This is a genomic window from Oryzomicrobium sp., from assembly GCF_021287045.1.
Classification (GTDB): Bacteria; Pseudomonadota; Gammaproteobacteria; order Burkholderiales; family Rhodocyclaceae; genus Oryzomicrobium.
Genome location: NZ_JAJTBG010000010.1, coordinates 41,425 through 58,875, shown reverse-complemented (window position 1 = coordinate 58,875; position 17,451 = coordinate 41,425). Strand labels below are relative to the sequence as shown.

The following is a 17,451-nucleotide window of genomic DNA, read 5'->3' as shown; positions in this document are numbered from 1 at the left end:
CGGACGGTCATTGGGCCAGGGCTTTCAGTTCGTAAAGGGCGGCCAGGGCTTCCCGGGGGGTCAGGGCGTCCGGGTCGATGCCGGCCAGGCGATTGGCCACGGCCTTGGCCTGGACATCTTCCGGGGATATGGCAAACCCCGCGTCCCTATTGGCTTCCCAAGGTGCATCGTCGAACTCCGCGTCTGGCGCGGAGTTCGGGGTGGGGGCGGCGAACAGGTCCGGCTGGAGCGGGTCCAGAGTGGTGCGGGCTTCCAGCTCCCGCAGCTCGCGCCGGGCCGACTTGAGCACCGCCGTGGGCATGCCGGCCAGGGCGGCGACGTGGATGCCGTAGCTCTGGCTGGCCGGGCCGTCCTCCACTGCGTGGAGGAAGACGATCTTCTCGCCGTGCTCCACCGCCGAGACGTGCACGTTGGCCAGCATCGGGTATTCGTGGGAGAGCCGGGTCAGTTCGAAATAGTGGGTGGCGAACAGGGTCAGGCTGCGGTTCTTTTCCACCAGGTGGCGCAGGATGGCGATGGCGATGGCCATGCCGTCGAAGGTGGAGGTGCCACGCCCCACCTCGTCCATCAGCACCAGGCTGTGCTCGCCGGCCTGGTGCAGGATGGCGGCGGCCTCGGTCATTTCCACCATGAAGGTGGAGCGGCCCGAGGCCAGGTCGTCGGCGGCGCCGATGCGGGTGAAGATGGCATCGAGGGGCCCGAGCACGGCGCGCTTGGCCGGCACAAAGCTGCCGACGTGGGCGAGCAGGGCGATCAGAGCCGTCTGGCGCATGTAGGTCGATTTACCGCCCATGTTCGGGCCGGTGACCAGCAGCAGGCGTCGCTCCGGCGACAGGTCCACGTCGTTGGCGATGAACGCTTCGCCCTTGGCCGAAAGCTCGCCTTCCACCACCGGGTGGCGGCCGGAATCGATCAGCAGCCCCGGGGTGTCGGCAAATTCCGGGGCGCACCAGTTGCGGTTGGCGGCGGTGTCGGCCAGGGCCGCCAGCAGGTCCAGTTCGGCCAGGGAACGGGCCAGGGCTTGTAGGCCGGGCACCGCCGGTTGCAGGGCGTCGAGCACCTGCTCATAGAGCCATTTTTCCCGGGCCAGGGCCCGGTCCTGGGCGGACAGGGCCTTGTCCTCGAAGGCCTTCAGCTCCGGGGTGATGTAGCGCTCGGCGTTCTTCAGGGTCTGGCGGCGCCGGTAGTCGTCGGGAATCTTGGCGGTGTGGGCGTGGGTGACCTCGATGTAGAAGCCATGCACCCGGTTGTATTCGACCTTGAGGCTGGGGATGCCGGTGCGCTCCCGCTCCCGGGCCTCCAGCTCGATGAGGAAGGCGCCGCAGTTGTCGTGGATCGCCTTCAGTTCGTCCAGTTCCGGATCGAAGCCCGGGGCGATCACCCCGCCGTCGCGGATCAGGGCCGCCGGCTCGGGCAGGATCGCCCGGGCGAGCAGGTCGGCCACGCCTTGCGGGGCGTCCAGGCCGGCGAGCAGTTCCCCCAAATGAGGGGCGGCCGGGCCGGTTGCGCCGAGCACGGCCTGCAACTCCGGCAGCCGGTGCAGGGTGTCGCGCAGGCTGGAGAGATCCCGGGGCCGGGCGTTGCGCAGGGCCACCCGGCCGGTGATGCGCTCCACGTCGGTGATGCCCTTCAGGCGCTCGCGCACCTGGCGGGCCAGGCGCAGGTTCTCGTCGAGCAGTTCGGCGATGGCCTGGTGGCGGGCCACCGGCAGGGTCCGGTCGCGCAGCGGGTGGTGCAGGGCGTGGCGCAGCCGGCGCGAGCCCATGGCGCTGACACAGGTGTCGAGCAGGGAGAACAGGGTGGGGGAGGGCTCGCCGCGCAGGGTCTCGGTCAGTTCCAGGTTGCGCCGGGTGGCCGGGTCCAGGCCCAGGTAGGCGGATTCCCGCTCCACGGTGAGGCCGCGCACGTGGGGCAGGGCCCGGGCCTGGGTGGCCTGGGCGTATTGCAGCAGGGCGCCGGCGGCTGCCAGGGCGGGCTTCACCCCCTCGGCGCCGAAACCGCTCAGGTCCTGGGTGGCGAAGTGGGCGGTGAGCAGGCGCTTGGCCGCGTCCAGGTCGAAGTGCCAGTCGGGGCGGCGGGTCAGGGGCACATCCACCGCCAGGGCCAGGGTGCCGAGCTGGGCGCTATCCGGCACCAGCACTTCGGCCGGGCGGATGCGCTCCAGCACGGTGGCGATGCGCTCCGGCGCCACGTCGGAGACGCGCAGCTCGCCGCTCGCCAGGTTGAGCCAGGCCAGCCCGTGGGCGCCCTTGGCGCCGGCGCCGGGCAGCCAGGCGAGCAGCAACAGGTCGCGCTTCTCATCGAGCAGCGCCGCGTCGGTGATGGTGCCCGGAGTGACGATGCGCGACACGGCCCGCTCCACCGGCCCCTTGCTGGTGGCCGGGTCGCCAACCTGCTCGCAGATCACCGCCGATTCGCCCAGCTTGACCAGCTTGGCCAGGTATTGCTCGACGGCGTGGTGCGGCACCCCGGCCATCTTGATCGGCATCCCCGCCGACTGGCCCCGGGTGGTGAGGGTGATGTCGAGCAGTCGGGCGGCCTTCTCGGCATCCTCGAAGAACAGCTCGTAGAAGTCGCCCATGCGGTAGAACAGCAGGGTGCCCGGGTGCTGGGCCTTCAAGCCCAAGTACTGCTGCATCATTGGAGTGTGGGCGGGGGCGTTTTTCACGTCGTTTTTCGTCAATTTCACTGGGGCGGCATGGGGCCGCGTATACGGTTGAAGCGCCCGCTACAGAGCGGGCAGGCTGTGCGGCGTCTCGGTCGGCACGGGCGGTGCCCGGAAAAGCGCGTTGGCGTCGCCTGGGAAAGCGGCAGTCTACCTGACGTCAGCCTTCCCGGTCTTGGCCTGGCGCAAACCTCCGCGGGGGCTTAGTCGGCTGCCTGCCAGCCGCCGCCCAGGGCCTTGAGTAGGCTGACGGTGGAGACGAACTGGCCGCCGCGGATCTGGGACTGGGTGCGCTGGGCGGCCAACTGGTTCTGCTGCACCGTGGCCAGGGTCAGGGCGTTGTCCAGGCCTTCCTTGTAGCGCACCAGGGTGATCTCGTAGGCCTTGTTCTGCTGGCGTACCGCCTCGTCCTGGCGCTGGCGGGCGTTCTCCAGGCCGGTGAGGGTGCCCAGGGCGTCCTGGGCTTCCTGGACAGCCACCAGCACCGCCTGGCGGTAGTTGGCGACCGTGGTGGCGTAGCCGGCCTGGGCGAAATCGACGCCGGCGCGGATGCGGCCACCGTCGAAGAGGGGCTGGACGGCCTGTACGCCGAGGGACCAGACCAGGGACGGGGTGGTCAGCAGGGTGGGCAGGCTGTTCGATTCGAAGCCGGCCAGGGCCGGCGCCAGGGTGAGGGAGGGGAAGAAGGCGGCCTTGGCCACGCCGATCTGGGCGTTGGCGGCGGCCATGGCCCGTTCCGCCGAGGCGATGTCGGGGCGGCGTTCGAGCAGGCTGGCAGGCAGGCCGGCGGGCACCGCCGGGGCCAGGGCGGGCAGGTTGCCCGGGGCCAGGGCGAAGGCGGGGGCCGGGGTGCCGGTGAGGGTGGCGAGCTGGTCCTCGGCCAGCTTGCGCTGGTTCTTCAACAGCTCCAGCTGGGCCTTGCTCGATTCGGCCAGGGCGGTCTGCACTGCCACGTCGCCTTCGCCGGCGGCGCCCAATTGGCGACGGATGCGGATCAGCTCCAGCACCTTGTCCTGAAGGTCCGCCGACGTGGCGACGGCGAGGATTTCCTCATCCAGCTGGCGCAACTGGAAGTAGGCCGAGGCGACCTGGGCGGTGAGCACCAGGCGCACGTTCTCCCGGTCGGCGGCGGCCTGCTCGGCGCTGGCCCGGGCGCTTTCCACGTCGCGCCGCACCCGGCCCAGCCAGTCCAGCTCGTAGCTGACCGTGAGGTTGGGCTTGAGATCGTTCTGGATCGTGGAGCTGTTGGGACTGTTGTAGTTGGTCAGGGGCCGGTTGGCCGAGATGCGACTGCGCGAGGCACCGGCGTTGAGCGCCACGGCGGGGTACAGAGCGGCGGCGTGGGCCCGGCTCTGGGCCTGGGCCTGGTCGAGGCGGGCGAGGGCCGCCTGGAGGCTGGGGTTGCCGTCCAGGCAGCGGGCTTCCAATTCGTCGAGCTGGGGATCGCCGAACACCTGCCACCAGGCCGCCTTGGGCGCGGCGTCGGCGGGGCGGGCGGGCTGCCAGCCGGGATCGGCTTTCCAGGCGGCGGGCAGGTCCACCACGGGACGGGCGTAGTCCGGGCCGATGGAGGCGCAGGCGGCGCAGACCAGCGCCAGGCAGGCGGTGGAGGCGAGGCGGAAGGGAACGGCGGGGCGGCCCATGGCGGTCAGCTGTCCTTCTTGTCGGTGGCCAGGGCCACCTTCTGGCCCTCGGCGATCGAATCCGGTGGGTTCACGATCACCTTGTCGTCGGGGCCGACACCGGACTTGATCTCCACTTCCTTGCCGTAGTCGGTGCCCAGGGCCACCGCTTGCAGATGCACTGTGCCGTCGGGGCGGACCACCGCCACCCGGGTGCCGGCGGCGCCGAACAGCAAGGTGGTGGTGGGCAGGGTCAGGCCGCCGTCGGCTTGCAGGGCCAGGGCCACGTCCACGTAGGCCCCGGGCAGCAGGCGGTGGTCGGCGTTGGGCACCTGGACTTCGATCTGCAAGGTGCGGCTGGCGGGGTCGATGGCGCCGGCGCTGCGCGCGATGCGCCCCTTGATCGGTTCACCCGGGGCCTCGGGGCGCAGGATGTCCACGCTGTCGCCGACCTTGATCCGGCTCGCCCGGTCCTGGGGCACATAAACGTAGAGGCGCAGGGTGTCGATCTGGGCGGTGGCGAACAGGGCCTGGCCGGCGCCGCCGTTGCCGGCGTTGACCAGGGCGCCGTTGTCCACGTTGCGGCGGGTGACGATGCCGTCGAAGGGCGCCACCACCCTGCCGAAGCCCTGTTGCTCTTCCAGGCGCTTCAACACGGCCTGGGTCTGCTGGTAAGCGGCGGCCTTCTCGTCGTATTCCTGCTGGGAGACGGCATCCCGTTCGCGCAGCTTGCTCCAACGCTCGAAGGCGGTGCGGGCCAGGTTGAAGTTGGCCCGGGCCTCGTCCACCTGCTTGTTCACCTCGGGGATTTCCAGGAGCGCCAGCAGCTCGCCCTTCTTCACCGGCTGACCTATGTCCTTGAACCACTGCTGCACGTAGCCGTTGGCCCGGGCATAGACCTGGGCCTCGTAAATGCCCTGGAGGGTGCCGGGTAGCCGCAGGCGGGCGGCGTGGCCGCCGCTCTTGGGCTGCACCGTCCGTACTTGCAGTACGGCGCTTTCCGCCGCCCGGGCGGCGAGGGCCTGGGCGTTGGCCCAGCGCACGAACAGGGTCCGGCCCAGGCCAAGCAGGAGCAGGACGACGATGGCCACGGCGGCCAGCCGGGCGAAGCGGACCACGCGGCCACGGCCGCGGCTGCCGGGGGCTTTGTGCAGGTGAAAGTCGGGAAGGCCCTGGTGGGAATGGCGCTGGCTCGTCATGGCAGGTCCTAGGCGGAGGCCGGGGCGGCGTCGCCGCCGGCGTCCGGTGCGTTGCGGGCGGCAAGCCGCCGGTGGAAGGTGGCGAAGACGACGGGCACGAACAGCAGGGTGGACACCGTCGCGAAGAGCAGGCCGCCGATCACGGCGCGGCCCAGGGGGGCGTTCTGTTCGGAGCCGTCGCCGATGCCGATGGCCATCGGGATCATGCCGATGATCATGGCCAGGGCCGTCATCAGCACCGGGCGCAGTCGGGTGGCGCCGGCCTCCAGGGCCGCGGACAGGGGCGGCAGGCCCTCGCCCAGGCGTTGTCGGGCGAAGGAGACCACCAGGATGCTGTTGGCGGTGGCCACCCCCATGGTCATGATCGCCCCGGTGAGGGCCGGCACGCTCAGGTCGGTGCCGGTGACCACCAGCATCCAGGCGATGCCGGCCAAGGCGGCGGGCAGGGCGGAAATGATGATGAAGGGGTCGAGCCAGGACTGGAAGTTGACCACGATCAGCAGGTAGACCAGCACGATGGCGCCGAGGATGCCGACGCCCAGGCCGATGTAGGAGGACTGCATGGTCTGCACCTGGCCGCGCAGAACGACCTTGCTGCCCCGGGGCAGGTCGGCGCTGGCGTCGTCGATGACCTTCTGGATTTCCTTGGCTACCGAGCCCAGGTCGCGGCCGCGCACGTTGGCGTAGATGTCGATGGAAGGCAGCAGGTTGTAGCGGGTGACGATGGCCGGCTCTCGGGCCGGCGATACCTTGACCAGGTTGGCAAGGGTCTGGGGCGGCTTGTCCTTGGCGCCCGGCGGGTTCACCGGCAGGTGCAGCAGGTCGTCCAGATCGTCGATCCGGTACTGGGGCGCCTGGGACTGCATGGTGTAGACGATGTGGTTCTTCGGGTTGAGCCAGAAGGCCGGCTGGGTCTGCTGGCTGCCCGACAGGGGCAGCAGGATGTTTTGGGCCACGTCGATGGGGTTGATGCCCATGGACTGGAGGCGTGGCCGGTCCATCTCCAACGCGATGGTGGGTGCGTCGAGGCGCTGGTGGATGTGCACGTCGGCGGTGCCGCCGATGGCCTTGATGCGTTCCGTCAGCTTGCCGGCGAAGGCGTTGTTGCCGGCGTAGTCGTTGCCGAAGACCTGCACGTCGATGGCCGCCGGGGTACCGAAGTTGAGGATCTGGGTGATGATGTCCGCCGGCTGGAAGAAGAACTCGACGCCGGGGAAGCGCTTGGCGAAGTCGGCAGAGATTTTCTCGATGTACTCCTGGCTCGGCCGGTGGCCCGGGTTGAGCGAGATCAGGATGTCCGCGTCCAGGGTGCCGATGGTGCCCGAGTTGCTGTAGGAGAGGTTGATGCCGCTGTAGGGCAGGCCGATGTTGTCGATGATCGAGGCCAGGTCCCCGGCCGGGATGATCTCGCGGAGGGCGTTGTCCACCTGCTCGGCGAGCAGGGCGGTGTTCTCGATGCGGGTGCCGGTGGGCGCGCGCATGTGCAGTTTGATCTGGCCCGTGTCCACCGTGGGGAAGAGGTCGCGTCCGAGCATCGTGAACAGCCCGCAGGAGAGCAGGCAGAAACCGAGGAAGCCGGCGATGAAGCGGCGGCGGTGGGTGAGCAGGTGCGACAGCAGCAGGATGTAGCCGTTGCGCAGGCGCTCGAAGTGCCGGTTGAAGCCCGCGTGCAGCCGATGGACCCACAGGGTGACGAGGCCGGCGCGGCTCTGGTGGCCCATCAGCAGCAGGGCCAGGGTCGGCACCAGGGTGCGCGACAGCACGTAGGAGGCGAGCATGGCGAACACCACCGCCTCGGCCATGGGCACGAACAGGTAGCGGGCCACCCCTTCGAGGAAGAACATCGGCACGAACACGATGCAGATGCACAGGGTCGAGACGAAGGCCGGAATGGCGATCTCGCCCGCCCCTTCGAGAATCGCCGTGTGCAGGTCCGAGCCCATGTGCAGGTGGCGCTCGATGTTCTCGATGGTCACCGTGGCGTCGTCCACCAGGATGCCTACCGCCAGGGCCAGGCCCCCCAGGGTCATGACGTTGATGGTCTCGCCGATCATGTGCAGCAGCACGAGGGAGGAAAAGATCGACAGGGGGATCGAGATGGCGATGATCGAGGTGGTGCGCAGATTGCCGAGGAAGAGCAGCAGCATCACCGCCGTCAGGGCCGCGGCAATCAGGGCCTCGTGGGTGACCCCGGCCACCGCCGTCTTGACGAACACCGACTGGTCGGCGAGCAGCGCCACGTCCACACTCTTGGGCAGGAGCGGCAGCACCGACGGCAGCTTGTCCTTGAGGTTGTTCACCACGTCCAGGGTCGAGGCGCCACCGTTCTTGTAGGCCGACAGCAGCAAGCCGCGCTGGCCGTTCTGGCGAACGATGTTGGTCTGGGGCGAAAAGCCGTCACGCACGTGGGCCACCTCGCGCAGGAAGGTGGTGGCGCCGTTCACGGTGCGCACCGGGATGTCGTTCAGCCCGGCGATGGTGTCGGGAGAGGCGTTCAGCCCCACGTTGTATTCGGTGTCGCCGATCTTGGCGGTGCCTGCCGGCAGCGCCAGGTTCTGGCTGTTGATGGCGTTGACCACGTCCGCCGAGGTCAGCCCCTTGGCGTGGATCGCCTGCATGTCCAGGTCCACCGACACCAGGCGGATCTTGCCCCCGTAGGGATAGGTGATGGCGATGCCCGGGATGGTCACCAGCTGGGGACGCAGGGTGTTGACCGCCACGTCGAAGACGTCCTGCTCGGACAGTTCCTTGCTCGACAGCCCCACCTGGATCACCGGCACGCTGGAGGCGGTGTACTTGATGACCAGGGGCGGGGTGGTGCCCGGCGGCATCTGCCGCACCACCGACTGGGAGACCGACACCGTCTGGGCGATGGCGGTCTGGATGTTCACGTTGGGCTGGAAGTAGATCTTGATGATGGCGATGCCGTTGAGCGACTGGGACTCGATGTGCTCGATGTCGTTGACCGTGGTGGTCAGGGTCCGCTCGTGGATCTGGGTGAGCCGGTCGGCCATCTGCTGGGGCGACAGGCCGTTGTAGTTCCAGATGACGCTGATGACCGGGATGTCGATTTCCGGCAGCACGTCTACCGGGGTGCGGAAGATGGCGAGGGGCGTGGCGAGCAGGATGATGATCGCCATCACGATGAAGGTATAGGGTCGGCGCAGGGCCGTTTCAACAATCCACATTGGGAAAGGTCACTTTCCTGCGCGGGCCGGACAGTGGACGCCGGGCCTGCGGGGGCGGGGCACAGGCGATCTGCTGGGGGCCATCGACACGGATACGGTTCAAGAGGGGGCGCGAAAGAGGGCGATTCTAGCCCGCTTCCCCACGAGCCTCCATCGCCGTCAAGAGAGGGCTGGTGGCAGGGGGCGGCGGCTATGTCCTGCCGGAAAAGCAGCTGCGCAGGGTACGCCGTGGAACCATGCCGCCATATCCTGCCGCGCCAAGGCATCGGCCATTGTTTTGCGCCGCCAAGGATAAGCCAGGCGAGCCTTGCCGGTTATTCCTGTTTCTTATGTTTATTGCGCGATTTTCGTCGTTGCCGGAGCTGTGGCCGATTTTTTTACGTTTGGTAACAGATCGCTTCCGGGTTTTAGCGGCGTTTCATTTTCGATACGTGGGGGGAAACCAAGTGTTACATCTTGGATATGGTTGGGAAAAACTTGATTTCTACAATGCAATCAAGAAAACCAGAACCACCACCACAAGGAGTGTCGAAATGAAAATGTTCCACCCCGCCCGCACCGCCATCGTCGCCACCGCCCTGACCGCTCTTCTGGCCGCTCCCGGGCTTTCGTTCGCCGACGAGCATAGCCCCGCTCCGGGACATGCTTACGCCGGCGGCGGGTTCCCCGGCCACTATCGCCAGATCACGCCGGAAGAACGGACCCAGTGGGTCAAGAAGCATCTGGATCGGGAGGCATCCATGCTTGAAATCAAGGCTTCCCAGGAAAGCGCTTGGGAAGCCTACGCCGCCGCCACCCTGGATCTGGTGAGTGCCGGCGGCGAGCAAAAGCCTTTGCCGGCTAACCTGGACGCCGCTGCCATGATGCGCCTCCATGCGGAGCACGCCAGCGCATTCGCCCAGCGCCTGTCCGCCCTGGCCGATGCCACGTCCAGGCTCCAGGCAACGCTCAACGACGACCAGCGCAAGGTGCTCGACCGACTGGTGCGCCTCCATTCCCAGTTCCACGGCTGGCATCACCACTGGCGGGGGCATTGGCAAGGCAACGAGCGCCGCGACGGCGACATGGCTCCGTCCGCGCCGGCCAAGGGAGCGCCGAAGGCCGCACCGGCCAAGCCGAAGAACTGAGGACGCGAATCGTTGACCGCCCCATCTTCCACCGCACGGTGCGGCGGAATTCCGGCGGGAACATCTCTCAGGATGACGATCATGAAACAACTGGCAATCAAATCACTGGCCGTCCTGCTCGCCCTGGGCCTGCTCGGGACGGTCGGCATCGGCGATGCCCAGGCGGCCCACGGCCGCGTACGCATCGGCATCGGTGTGGGGATCGGCCCGGGTTGGGGCCCCTGGGGGCCCTGGTACTACCCGCCGGCCTATTACTACCCGCCCTATTACCCGCCGGTGGTGGTGACCCCCGCTGCGCCCCCGGTATATGTGGAGCAGCCCGCGGCCGCGCCGGCGGACCCGGGGGCCGCTGGCAACTACTGGTACTACTGCGCCGCAGCCAAGGGTTACTACCCCTACGTCAAGGATTGCCCGGGCGGCTGGCAACGCGTGACGCCCCAGCCTCCCGCGCAATAGCGGGTTGCGGCTCGTGATCCACTTTTTTCCAGGGAATTAGCGACATGAAACTACGTGCATCCCTACTGGCCGTCGCGGTGCCCTCCGTGCTGCTCCTGGCCGGTTGCGCCTCGGCGCCGACCGGGCCCAGCGTGATGGCCCTGCCCGGCGGCGGCAAGAGCTTCGACCAGTTCCGCGCCGACGACATGGACTGCCGCCAGTACGCCCAGTACCAGATCGGCGGCAGCAGCGCCAACCAGTCCAGCATCGAGTCCGGGGTCGGCAGCGCCGCCATCGGCACTGCCGTCGGCGCGGCTGCCGGCGCCCTGATCGGTGGGCACAGCGGTGCCGGTGTCGGTGCCGGTGCCGGCCTGCTGGTGGGTAGCGCCGCCGGCACCGGTGCTGCCCAGACCTCCGCCAATGCGACCCAGCGCAACTATGACAATGCCTACGTCCAGTGCATGTACGCCAAGGGCAACCAGGTCCCCGTGGCCACTTCCCAGGTGCGCAGCCGGCATATGGCGCCGCCGCCCAGCTCCGGCGGTTACTACCCGCCTCCGCCGCCGGGATCGCCGCCCCCGCCTCCTCCGAACGCACCGGGCTATTGATCCAGGCGACCTGACCGGGCCGAGTGCCCGGTCATGACGCCTCCATTGGGAGCCGCTTGCAGTGGCGAGCGGCCCCACAGCATCCCGCCGCCTCCGGTGGCGCATCCATCAGCTTGCGCGGCGCGAGTGGCGCGCTACGGGCTTATCCGGAGGCTGAACCGTGCATATCGACCTTTCCGCCAAAACCGCCCTGGTCACCGCATCCACCGCCGGGATCGGCCTGTCCATCGCCGAAGGGTTGGCCCGGGCCGGGGCCACGGTGATCGTCAACAGCCGCTACCAGGACCGGGTGGAACGGGCCTTGGCGGTCATCGCCGCCCGGGTGCCGGGGGCGCACCTGCGCGGCGTGGCCGCCGACGTATCCAGTGCCGCCGGCTGCGCCGCCCTGGTGGCAGCCGAAGGCCGGGCGGACATCCTGGTGAACAATGCCGGTATCTACGGGATGCAGGATTTCTTCGTCACCAACGATGCGGAGTGGCAGCGCTACTTCGATACCAACGTGATGTCCGGGGTACGGTTGTCCCGGGCCTACCTGCCGGCCATGCAGGCCCGGGGTTGGGGGCGGGTGGTGTTCATCTCGTCGGAGTCGGCCTTCAGCATTCCCGCCGACATGATCCACTACGGCTTTTCCAAGACCGCCCAACTGGCCGTGGCCCGGGGTCTGGCCAAACGGGTCGGGGGGAGCGGGGTCACCGTCAATGCGGTCCTGCCTGGGCCGACCTTGTCCGAGGGATTGCGCGCCATGCTCGAACCCCGTGCCGCCGAGCAGGGAAGGAGTGTCGAGGAGGTGGCCCGGGATTTCGTCCGTGCGCACCGTCCCAGTTCGATCATTGGCCGTGCGGCGACCACCGACGAGGTGGCCAACATGGTGGTCTATGTCTGTTCGCCCCAGGCCTCGGCCACCACCGGCGCGGTCCTGCGGGTGGATGGTGGCGTGGTGGATTCCCTCTGACGTCCCGCCGGCCGGGCCGCTTTCCGCTACCATGGCCGGCCCGCTTCCGGCGGCGCTGCCATCTCCGGTGGCACGCGGAAGCGGTCAAAAGGAGAGGATGGAAGGCGGATGGCCCCCGTAGTGGACCCCCATGAGCCCCGGCGCTTGGCAGCAGCTCGGCGCTTTTTCTCGCCCGGGCCCCGCACCTTGGCCTTCGAGCCCCGGGACTATCCGGAATGGCACCGGGGCCGTGACCGCTACGCGGTGTGGCTGATCGATGCCGACCTCGCCCCCCTGCGCGACCGGGTGGCCCAGGCCCGGGCGCACCTGGGCGGGCTGCTCGCCGATGCCCAACGCCAGCCCCACGTCACCGTGTTCGTCTGCGGCTTTCTCGCCGAGGCGGCGACCTGGAACGACGATTTCACCCCGGCCATGCTGGGGCGGCAGCGCCAGGCCCTGGCCCGGGCCGGCGTCGGGCCCTTCGAACTGGAGGTGGGCGGCCTGGCCAGTTTCGACTCGGCGGCCTTTCTCGACGTACGGGACCCGGACGGTTGCCTGGCGCCCTTGCGCGCTGCCCTGGCTGCCGGGCGCGACGAGGTGTGCCGGGAAGAGGCCTACGTCCCCCACCTGACCGTGGGCCTGTACCGGGACGCCTTCGTCAAGGACGAAGTGGCCCGGCGCCTGGCGGGCTTTGCCGACGATGCCCCCATGCGCTTGCCGGTACGGCGCATCGACCTGGCGGTCTATCCGGCCCGGGACCATTGCGGGTTGCTGGAACGGCGCGAATCCTTCGTTCTGGGGGCCGGCGGCTGATCGTTCGCGTCTGGCCCCTCGTGTCTTTCCACGGTATGCAACGAAAAAACCCCGCCTTCGAGGCGGGGTTTTTCATGGCCGGTGCCTGGCGGCGCCGGCGGGCAGGAGGCGTGGCCCTTACTGCTTGATCGCTTCGAGGGCGATGCTGATGGTCACGTCGTCGCCCACGTGGGGAGCGTACTTGCCGGCGTTGAATTCGGAACGCTTGACCACGGTGGTGGCGTTGGCGCCGATGGCGTCCTTCTTGAGCATCGGGTGCGGCATGGCCTGGAAGGAGGTGATGGTCAGGGTCACCGGCTTGGTCACGCCCTTGATGGTCAGGTTGCCGTCCACGGACACCGGCTTGTCGCCGTCAAACTTCACCGCGGTGGATTTGAAGGTGGCGGTGGGGTACTTGGCGGTGTCGAGGAAGTCCGGGCCCTGGATGTGCTCGTTGAACAGGGGCATGCCGGTGCTCACCGACTTCATGTCGATGGTCACGTCCACCGCGCCGGTACGGGCCTGCTTGTCGAACACCACGGTGCCGCTGGTCTTGTCGAAGCGGGACAGCTGGGTGGAGTAGCCGAAGTGGCTGTAGGAGAAGCGGGAGAAGGTGTGGCTGGTGTCGAGGACGTAGGTCTCGGGGGCGGCGAAGGCGGAAGCGCTCAGAGTGGCACCGAGGGCCAGGGCGATCAGGCTGCGTTTCATCGTGGTCTATCTCCGTTGTGTTGTAAGGCAGGGGAGGGGGATTACGGCTTTTTAGGGGACTGCGGCTTACTTCTTGGCGCCACCGGCGGTGGCGTAGAACTTGAATTTGACCTGCACGTCGTCGGCCACCACCGAGGTGTCGGACCAGGAGCCCTCGCCGATCTTGTAGGGCAGGCGTTGCAGGGTGAAGCCACCGTCGAACCAGGCGCCGGCGCCCTCGTTGCGCAGGGCGAACACGGCCACCACGTCGCGGCTGATGCCCTTGATGGACAGGGGGCCCCGGGCTTCGAAGCGGCCGTCGGCGAGCTTCTTGACGCTGCTGGCGGTGAACACGGCCTTGGGGAAGGCGGCAGTGTTGAACCAGGACTTGCCCTTCACTTCGCCGTCGGCTTCGCTGTTGCCGGTGTCGATGCTGGCCAGATCCACCTCGATGCGGGCCTGGCCGGCTTCGGGCTTGGCCGGGTCGAACTTGACCTGGGCGGCGAAGTGCTTGAAGCGGCCGTCCACCGGCACGTTCATCTGCTTGCTGACGAAGGTGATCTGGCTCTTGTCGCTGGCCACCTGGCTGAATTCGGCGGCCTGGGCGCTGCCCAGGGCTGCCAAGGCGATGAGGCCAGTAAAGGCGAGGCGGGCGGGGATGCGGCGTTGTTTCATGAGGTTCTCCTGGGGTAGGGGAGGGGGAGCGTGGCGGGACGAGGGGGCGTGGTGGCAGGTTACGCCCGCTTGAAGCTCATGCGGCTGAGCAGGCCATCCTTGTCGATGAAGTGGTGCTTGAGGGCGGCGCCGATGTGGACGGCCACCAGGGCCAGCAGGGTGAAGTTGAGCAGCTTGTGCACGGTTTGCAGCAGGTCGCCCAGGGCCTTGTCCTTGGCCACCAAGTCAGGCAGGGGCAGCACGCCGAACCAGACGGTCTGGAAGCCCTTGGCCGAGCTCATCAGCCAGCCGGTCAGGGGCACGGCCACCATCAGCACATAGAGCAGATGGTGCGTGGCGGCGGCCGCCGCCTGCTGCCAGCGGGGGGCGGGAGCGGCCGCCGGGGCGGCGTGGGTGGCCCGCCAGGCCAGGCGCACGGCCACCAGCAGCAACACGGTGATGCCGATCCACTTGTGGTACGAGTAAAGCTGCAGCTTGGTCGGCGAGAAAGGCAGATCGGCCATGTACACGCCCAGGGGGAAGGCGGCGAAGATCAGCAGGGCGACGAGCCAGTGGAGCAGGACGGCGGTGCGGGTGTAGCGGTCTGGGGTCATTGTTGTTACTCGGTGGGGGCGGGGTCGGTTGCGGCCTGGTTGGCCGTCTGGTGGTCGGTGAAGGCACGGCGCAGGGCGTCCAGGCCCGCGTCGAGTTGGGCACGTTCTGCCGGAGAAAGACGCTCGAAGGCCGGGCGGCAATAGTCCATGTGGGCGGGGAAGATGCGCTGGAACAGGGCATGGCCTTCCGGCGTCAGTTCGACCCGGGTGCACCGGCGGTCCGATTCCAGGCCCACTCGGCGCACCAGGCCACGCTCTTCGAGGCGGTCCACCACCCCGGTCAGGGTGCCCTTGGTGATCAGGGTCCGTTCCCCCAGCTCGCGGAAGGTCATGCCCTGGGTGTTGCCCAGGGTGGCGATGATGTCGAACTGGGGCGGGGTCAGCCCCAGGGCGCGTACGTGGCTGCCGGAAAAGGCCTCGAAGGCCTGGTAGCAGCGCACCAGGGCGGCAAGGGTGGTCAGATAGGCTTCGCGGGGCATAAAGATGAGGCAGTGGATCGGCTAATTAGTTCTAACTAGAACCAATATTGTTCGAGTTAGAACTAATTGTCAACCGCCGCCGTAGAACATGCGAGCGCCGGCCGGATGGGGGGGCACCCACGAAAAAGCGGCCTCCGCAGGGGAGGCCGTCAAGGCGCCGGATGGGATTCCGGCGCGGGGGTAGGGGGCGCTGGCGTTGCTCAGGCCGTGACGCTGAGGCTGCTCGCCAGGGTGTCGGCCAGGCTGCCGCTGTTGCTGCGGTATTGCTGCAGCAGGGCGGTGAGGAAGGCGTTGAGCTGATCCGAGCTGGAGGCACTGGACGACGACGTGCTGCTGTCGCTGGAGGACGCTGACGCGGCCGAGGTGCCGGACGAGCCGCCGCCCGCGCCACTGGGAGGCGGAGGCGGCGGATTGCCGGCGCCGGCCGGACCGCCCTGGCTGCCTTGGCCTTTTTCCAGGGCCGAGGTGAACTCGTTCAGGCTGATCGAGCCGCTGTTGTCGCTGTCGTCCCGGCTGAGGATGTCGTCCACCAGGGACGAGACGTCGCTGCCATCGCCGGACTGGCTCTGGAGCAGGCTGGTCAGCTCGCTCTTGCTGATCGAGCCATCGCCGTCGCTGTCGGCGTTCGAGAACATCTGGGACGGATCGCCTCCGCCCGGGCCTCCGGGACCGCCAGGCCCTCCGGGGCCGCCGTCCATGCCAGCGGCGAACTGGCTCTGCAACTGCTCCAGTACCTTGCTGATGGCGGTCGAGGTTTCGTCTTTGGAAACGCTGCCGCTACCGTCGCTGTCCAGGGCGGAAAACAGGGAATCGATGTCGCTGCTCGGGCTGCCGGACGACGAATCGCTCTGCAACAGGGACGACAGCTCGGTCTTATCGATGCTGCCGTCGCTGTTGGTGTCGGCCTTGGCGAACAGCTTTTCTTGCAGCTTCGCCGCCTCCTGAGCGCTCCGCCCGCTGCTGCCGGAGAGTGCGTAGGAAGCGTAACTGCCGCTACTGACTCCGCTAATCATGGCTTCACTCCTTGCAAATGGGATGATGTCCGCCATGCGGACGCACGGCGGGCGTTGCCAGTCTTCCGGCCCCCTGTATCGGCCCCGTGTGCGCTTGGTACTAAAACCGATACATGGGGTCGGGCGTAGCGGCGCAATTCATCGCGGGGCATGGCGGGCTTGCCGCGGCCCCCTGCCGCCGCTGCCGGTCAGCTTTTGCGGTTAGGCTATGCTGATTGGGACGGCCTGCCGGTCGGCGCAGCGGAGCGGGGCGGTTGCGGACGGGGAGGAAATCCCCCGGGGCAGAGGAATTTCCGCACAGGCGCCGGTCCGGGGCGGCCGCATAATTAGAACATCGTGCCAAGGGAGTGCGCCGTGACGCTCAATGTGGTGATCGTCGATGATTCGGAAATCAATCTGACCCTGTTCCGGGCGCTGGTAGGACGCATCGAAGGGGCCGTGCCGCGGCCTTTCCTCGCCTCCGCCGAGGCCCTGGAGTGGTGCAGCCGGGAGCCGGTCGACGTGGTGGTGGTCGATTACATGATGCCGGCCCCCGACGGGCTGGAATTCATCCGCCAGTTCCGCGCCATTCCGGACATGGCCGAGGTGCCGGTAATCATGGTCACCGCCAACGAGCAGAAGGACGTGCGCTACCGGGCCCTGGATGAGGGGGCCACCGACTTCCTCACCAAGCCCATCGACAAGCACGAATTCCTCGCCCGGGTGCGCAACATGTGCACCCTGCGGCGCGGCCAGCGCTACATGGCCGACCGGGCCGCCTGGCTGGCCGACGAGGTGGCCAAGGCCACCGCCGTCCTGGTGGAGCGGGAGCGGGAAACCATCCTCTGCCTGGCCCAGGCGGCGGAATACCGGGACCCGGAAACCGGCGCCCACATCCTGCGCATGGCCCACTACTCGCAACTGATCGCTCGCAACCTGGGGCTGCCCGAAGAGGAGCAGCACCTGATCCTGGAGGCGGCGCCGATGCACGACATGGGCAAGGTGGGCACTCCCGACTACATCCTGCTCAAGCCCGGGCGCCTGGATGCGGCCGAGTTCGACGTGATGAAGCAGCATGCCCTGAAGGGCTACGAAATCCTCTCCCGCAGCAACTCGCCGATCCTCAAGGCGGCGGCCAGCATCGCCCTGACCCACCACGAGAAATTCGACGGCAGTGGCTATCCGCGCGGGCTGGCCGGAGCGGACATTCCCCTCTACGGGCGCATCGTCGCCGTGGCCGACGTATTCGACGCCCTGACCTCGGCGCGGCCCTACAAGACGGCCTGGTCCCTGGAGCGGGCCAGCGACTACCTGAAGGAATCGGCCGGCCGGCATTTCGATCCGGACTGCGTTGCCGCCTTTTTTGCCGACTGGCCCGCGGTGCTGGCCATTCATGCGCGCTTCCAGGACGAGGACGCGAACCCGGCCGCCTGAATGGGGTCACTGCTTTTTTTCGGG

Annotated in this window: 15 protein-coding genes; 6 read left to right on the top strand and 9 right to left on the bottom strand. The window is 68.2% G+C overall.

Annotated features, from left to right (window positions below):
* Positions 1–7: 7 nt before the first annotated feature.
* The 4 genes from mutS to LWW89_RS12480 form a co-directional block, all read right to left on the bottom strand.
* A complete protein-coding gene (mutS, locus tag LWW89_RS12495; protein WP_293264810.1) occupies positions 8–2,641 on the bottom strand; it encodes a DNA mismatch repair protein MutS in 2,634 nt (877 codons plus the stop codon).
* 227 nt (positions 2,642–2,868) lie between these two features.
* On the bottom strand, positions 2,869–4,308 hold the full coding sequence (locus LWW89_RS12490; RefSeq protein WP_293264641.1) for an efflux transporter outer membrane subunit: 1,440 nt from the start codon (positions 4,306–4,308) through the stop codon (positions 2,869–2,871).
* A gap of 5 nt (positions 4,309–4,313) precedes the next feature.
* On the bottom strand, positions 4,314–5,486 hold the full coding sequence (locus LWW89_RS12485; RefSeq protein ID WP_293264639.1) for an efflux RND transporter periplasmic adaptor subunit: 1,173 nt from the start codon (positions 5,484–5,486) through the stop codon (positions 4,314–4,316).
* Positions 5,487–5,494: 8 nt separating this feature from the next.
* Positions 5,495–8,674, bottom strand: coding sequence for an efflux RND transporter permease subunit (locus LWW89_RS12480; RefSeq protein ID WP_293264637.1), 3,180 nt, complete (start codon positions 8,672–8,674; stop codon positions 5,495–5,497).
* Between the two features lie 533 nt (positions 8,675–9,207).
* Here LWW89_RS12480 and LWW89_RS12475 point away from each other — a divergent pair.
* The 5 genes from LWW89_RS12475 (at position 9,208) to LWW89_RS12455 (ending at position 12,588) form a co-directional block, all read left to right on the top strand.
* The gene (locus LWW89_RS12475; protein WP_293264635.1) at positions 9,208–9,801 is read left to right on the top strand and encodes a Spy/CpxP family protein refolding chaperone; all 594 of its coding nucleotides are present in this window, start codon (positions 9,208–9,210) and stop codon (positions 9,799–9,801) included.
* Positions 9,802–9,882: 81 nt separating this feature from the next.
* Positions 9,883–10,257 (top strand): hypothetical protein, encoded by a 375-nt coding sequence (locus LWW89_RS12470; RefSeq protein WP_293264633.1) that lies wholly within the window; start codon positions 9,883–9,885, stop codon positions 10,255–10,257.
* Positions 10,258–10,301: 44 nt separating this feature from the next.
* Positions 10,302–10,844, top strand: coding sequence for a glycine zipper family protein (locus tag LWW89_RS12465; RefSeq protein ID WP_293264631.1), 543 nt, complete (start codon positions 10,302–10,304; stop codon positions 10,842–10,844).
* A gap of 160 nt (positions 10,845–11,004) precedes the next feature.
* Positions 11,005–11,796: an SDR family oxidoreductase gene (locus LWW89_RS12460; protein ID WP_293264629.1), complete on the top strand. Its 792-nt coding sequence runs from the start codon at positions 11,005–11,007 to the stop codon at positions 11,794–11,796.
* A 108-nt stretch (positions 11,797–11,904) separates the two neighbouring features.
* Positions 11,905–12,588, top strand: coding sequence for a 2'-5' RNA ligase family protein (locus LWW89_RS12455; RefSeq protein ID WP_293264627.1), 684 nt, complete (start codon positions 11,905–11,907; stop codon positions 12,586–12,588).
* A gap of 117 nt (positions 12,589–12,705) precedes the next feature.
* Here the strand turns inward: LWW89_RS12455 and LWW89_RS12450 are convergent, their stop codons facing one another.
* The 5 genes from LWW89_RS12450 to xopAW all read right to left on the bottom strand — a co-directional run bounded on the left by LWW89_RS12450 (position 12,706) and on the right by xopAW (position 16,014).
* Positions 12,706–13,275, bottom strand: coding sequence for a YceI family protein (locus LWW89_RS12450; RefSeq protein ID WP_293264625.1), 570 nt, complete (start codon positions 13,273–13,275; stop codon positions 12,706–12,708).
* A gap of 66 nt (positions 13,276–13,341) precedes the next feature.
* The gene (locus LWW89_RS12445; RefSeq protein ID WP_293264623.1) at positions 13,342–13,929 is read right to left on the bottom strand and encodes a YceI family protein; all 588 of its coding nucleotides are present in this window, start codon (positions 13,927–13,929) and stop codon (positions 13,342–13,344) included.
* 59 nt (positions 13,930–13,988) lie between these two features.
* A complete protein-coding gene (locus tag LWW89_RS12440; protein WP_293264621.1) occupies positions 13,989–14,522 on the bottom strand; it encodes a cytochrome b in 534 nt (177 codons plus the stop codon).
* 5 nt (positions 14,523–14,527) lie between these two features.
* Positions 14,528–15,001, bottom strand: coding sequence for a MarR family transcriptional regulator (locus LWW89_RS12435; RefSeq protein WP_293264619.1), 474 nt, complete (start codon positions 14,999–15,001; stop codon positions 14,528–14,530).
* Between the two features lie 200 nt (positions 15,002–15,201).
* Positions 15,202–16,014: a XopAW family type III secretion system calcium-binding effector gene (gene xopAW, locus LWW89_RS12430; protein WP_293264618.1), complete on the bottom strand. Its 813-nt coding sequence runs from the start codon at positions 16,012–16,014 to the stop codon at positions 15,202–15,204.
* A 354-nt stretch (positions 16,015–16,368) separates the two neighbouring features.
* Between xopAW and LWW89_RS12425 the strand changes: the two genes are divergently transcribed.
* Positions 16,369–17,427, top strand: a complete 1,059-nt coding sequence (locus LWW89_RS12425; protein WP_293264616.1) for an HD domain-containing phosphohydrolase — start codon at positions 16,369–16,371, stop codon at positions 17,425–17,427.
* Positions 17,428–17,451: the final 24 nt, after the last annotated feature.

What these genes read in the sequence shown, in the direction of transcription:
- mutS (WP_293264810.1), bottom strand. Translation starts at nt 2,641, where the DNA reads ATGATGCAGCAGTACTTGGGCTTGAAGGCCCAGCACCCGGGCACCCTG.
- LWW89_RS12490 (WP_293264641.1), bottom strand. Translation starts at nt 4,308, where the DNA reads ATGGGCCGCCCCGCCGTTCCCTTCCGCCTCGCCTCCACCGCCTGCCTG.
- LWW89_RS12485 (WP_293264639.1), bottom strand. Translation starts at nt 5,486, where the DNA reads ATGACGAGCCAGCGCCATTCCCACCAGGGCCTTCCCGACTTTCACCTG.
- LWW89_RS12480 (WP_293264637.1), bottom strand. Translation starts at nt 8,674, where the DNA reads ATGTGGATTGTTGAAACGGCCCTGCGCCGACCCTATACCTTCATCGTG.
- LWW89_RS12475 (WP_293264635.1), top strand. Translation starts at nt 9,208, where the DNA reads ATGAAAATGTTCCACCCCGCCCGCACCGCCATCGTCGCCACCGCCCTG.
- LWW89_RS12470 (WP_293264633.1), top strand. Translation starts at nt 9,883, where the DNA reads ATGAAACAACTGGCAATCAAATCACTGGCCGTCCTGCTCGCCCTGGGC.
- LWW89_RS12465 (WP_293264631.1), top strand. Translation starts at nt 10,302, where the DNA reads ATGAAACTACGTGCATCCCTACTGGCCGTCGCGGTGCCCTCCGTGCTG.
- LWW89_RS12455 (WP_293264627.1), top strand. Translation starts at nt 11,905, where the DNA reads ATGGCCCCCGTAGTGGACCCCCATGAGCCCCGGCGCTTGGCAGCAGCT.
- LWW89_RS12450 (WP_293264625.1), bottom strand. Translation starts at nt 13,275, where the DNA reads ATGAAACGCAGCCTGATCGCCCTGGCCCTCGGTGCCACTCTGAGCGCT.
- LWW89_RS12445 (WP_293264623.1), bottom strand. Translation starts at nt 13,929, where the DNA reads ATGAAACAACGCCGCATCCCCGCCCGCCTCGCCTTTACTGGCCTCATC.
- LWW89_RS12440 (WP_293264621.1), bottom strand. Translation starts at nt 14,522, where the DNA reads ATGACCCCAGACCGCTACACCCGCACCGCCGTCCTGCTCCACTGGCTC.
- LWW89_RS12435 (WP_293264619.1), bottom strand. Translation starts at nt 15,001, where the DNA reads ATGCCCCGCGAAGCCTATCTGACCACCCTTGCCGCCCTGGTGCGCTGC.
- xopAW (WP_293264618.1), bottom strand. Translation starts at nt 16,014, where the DNA reads ATGATTAGCGGAGTCAGTAGCGGCAGTTACGCTTCCTACGCACTCTCC.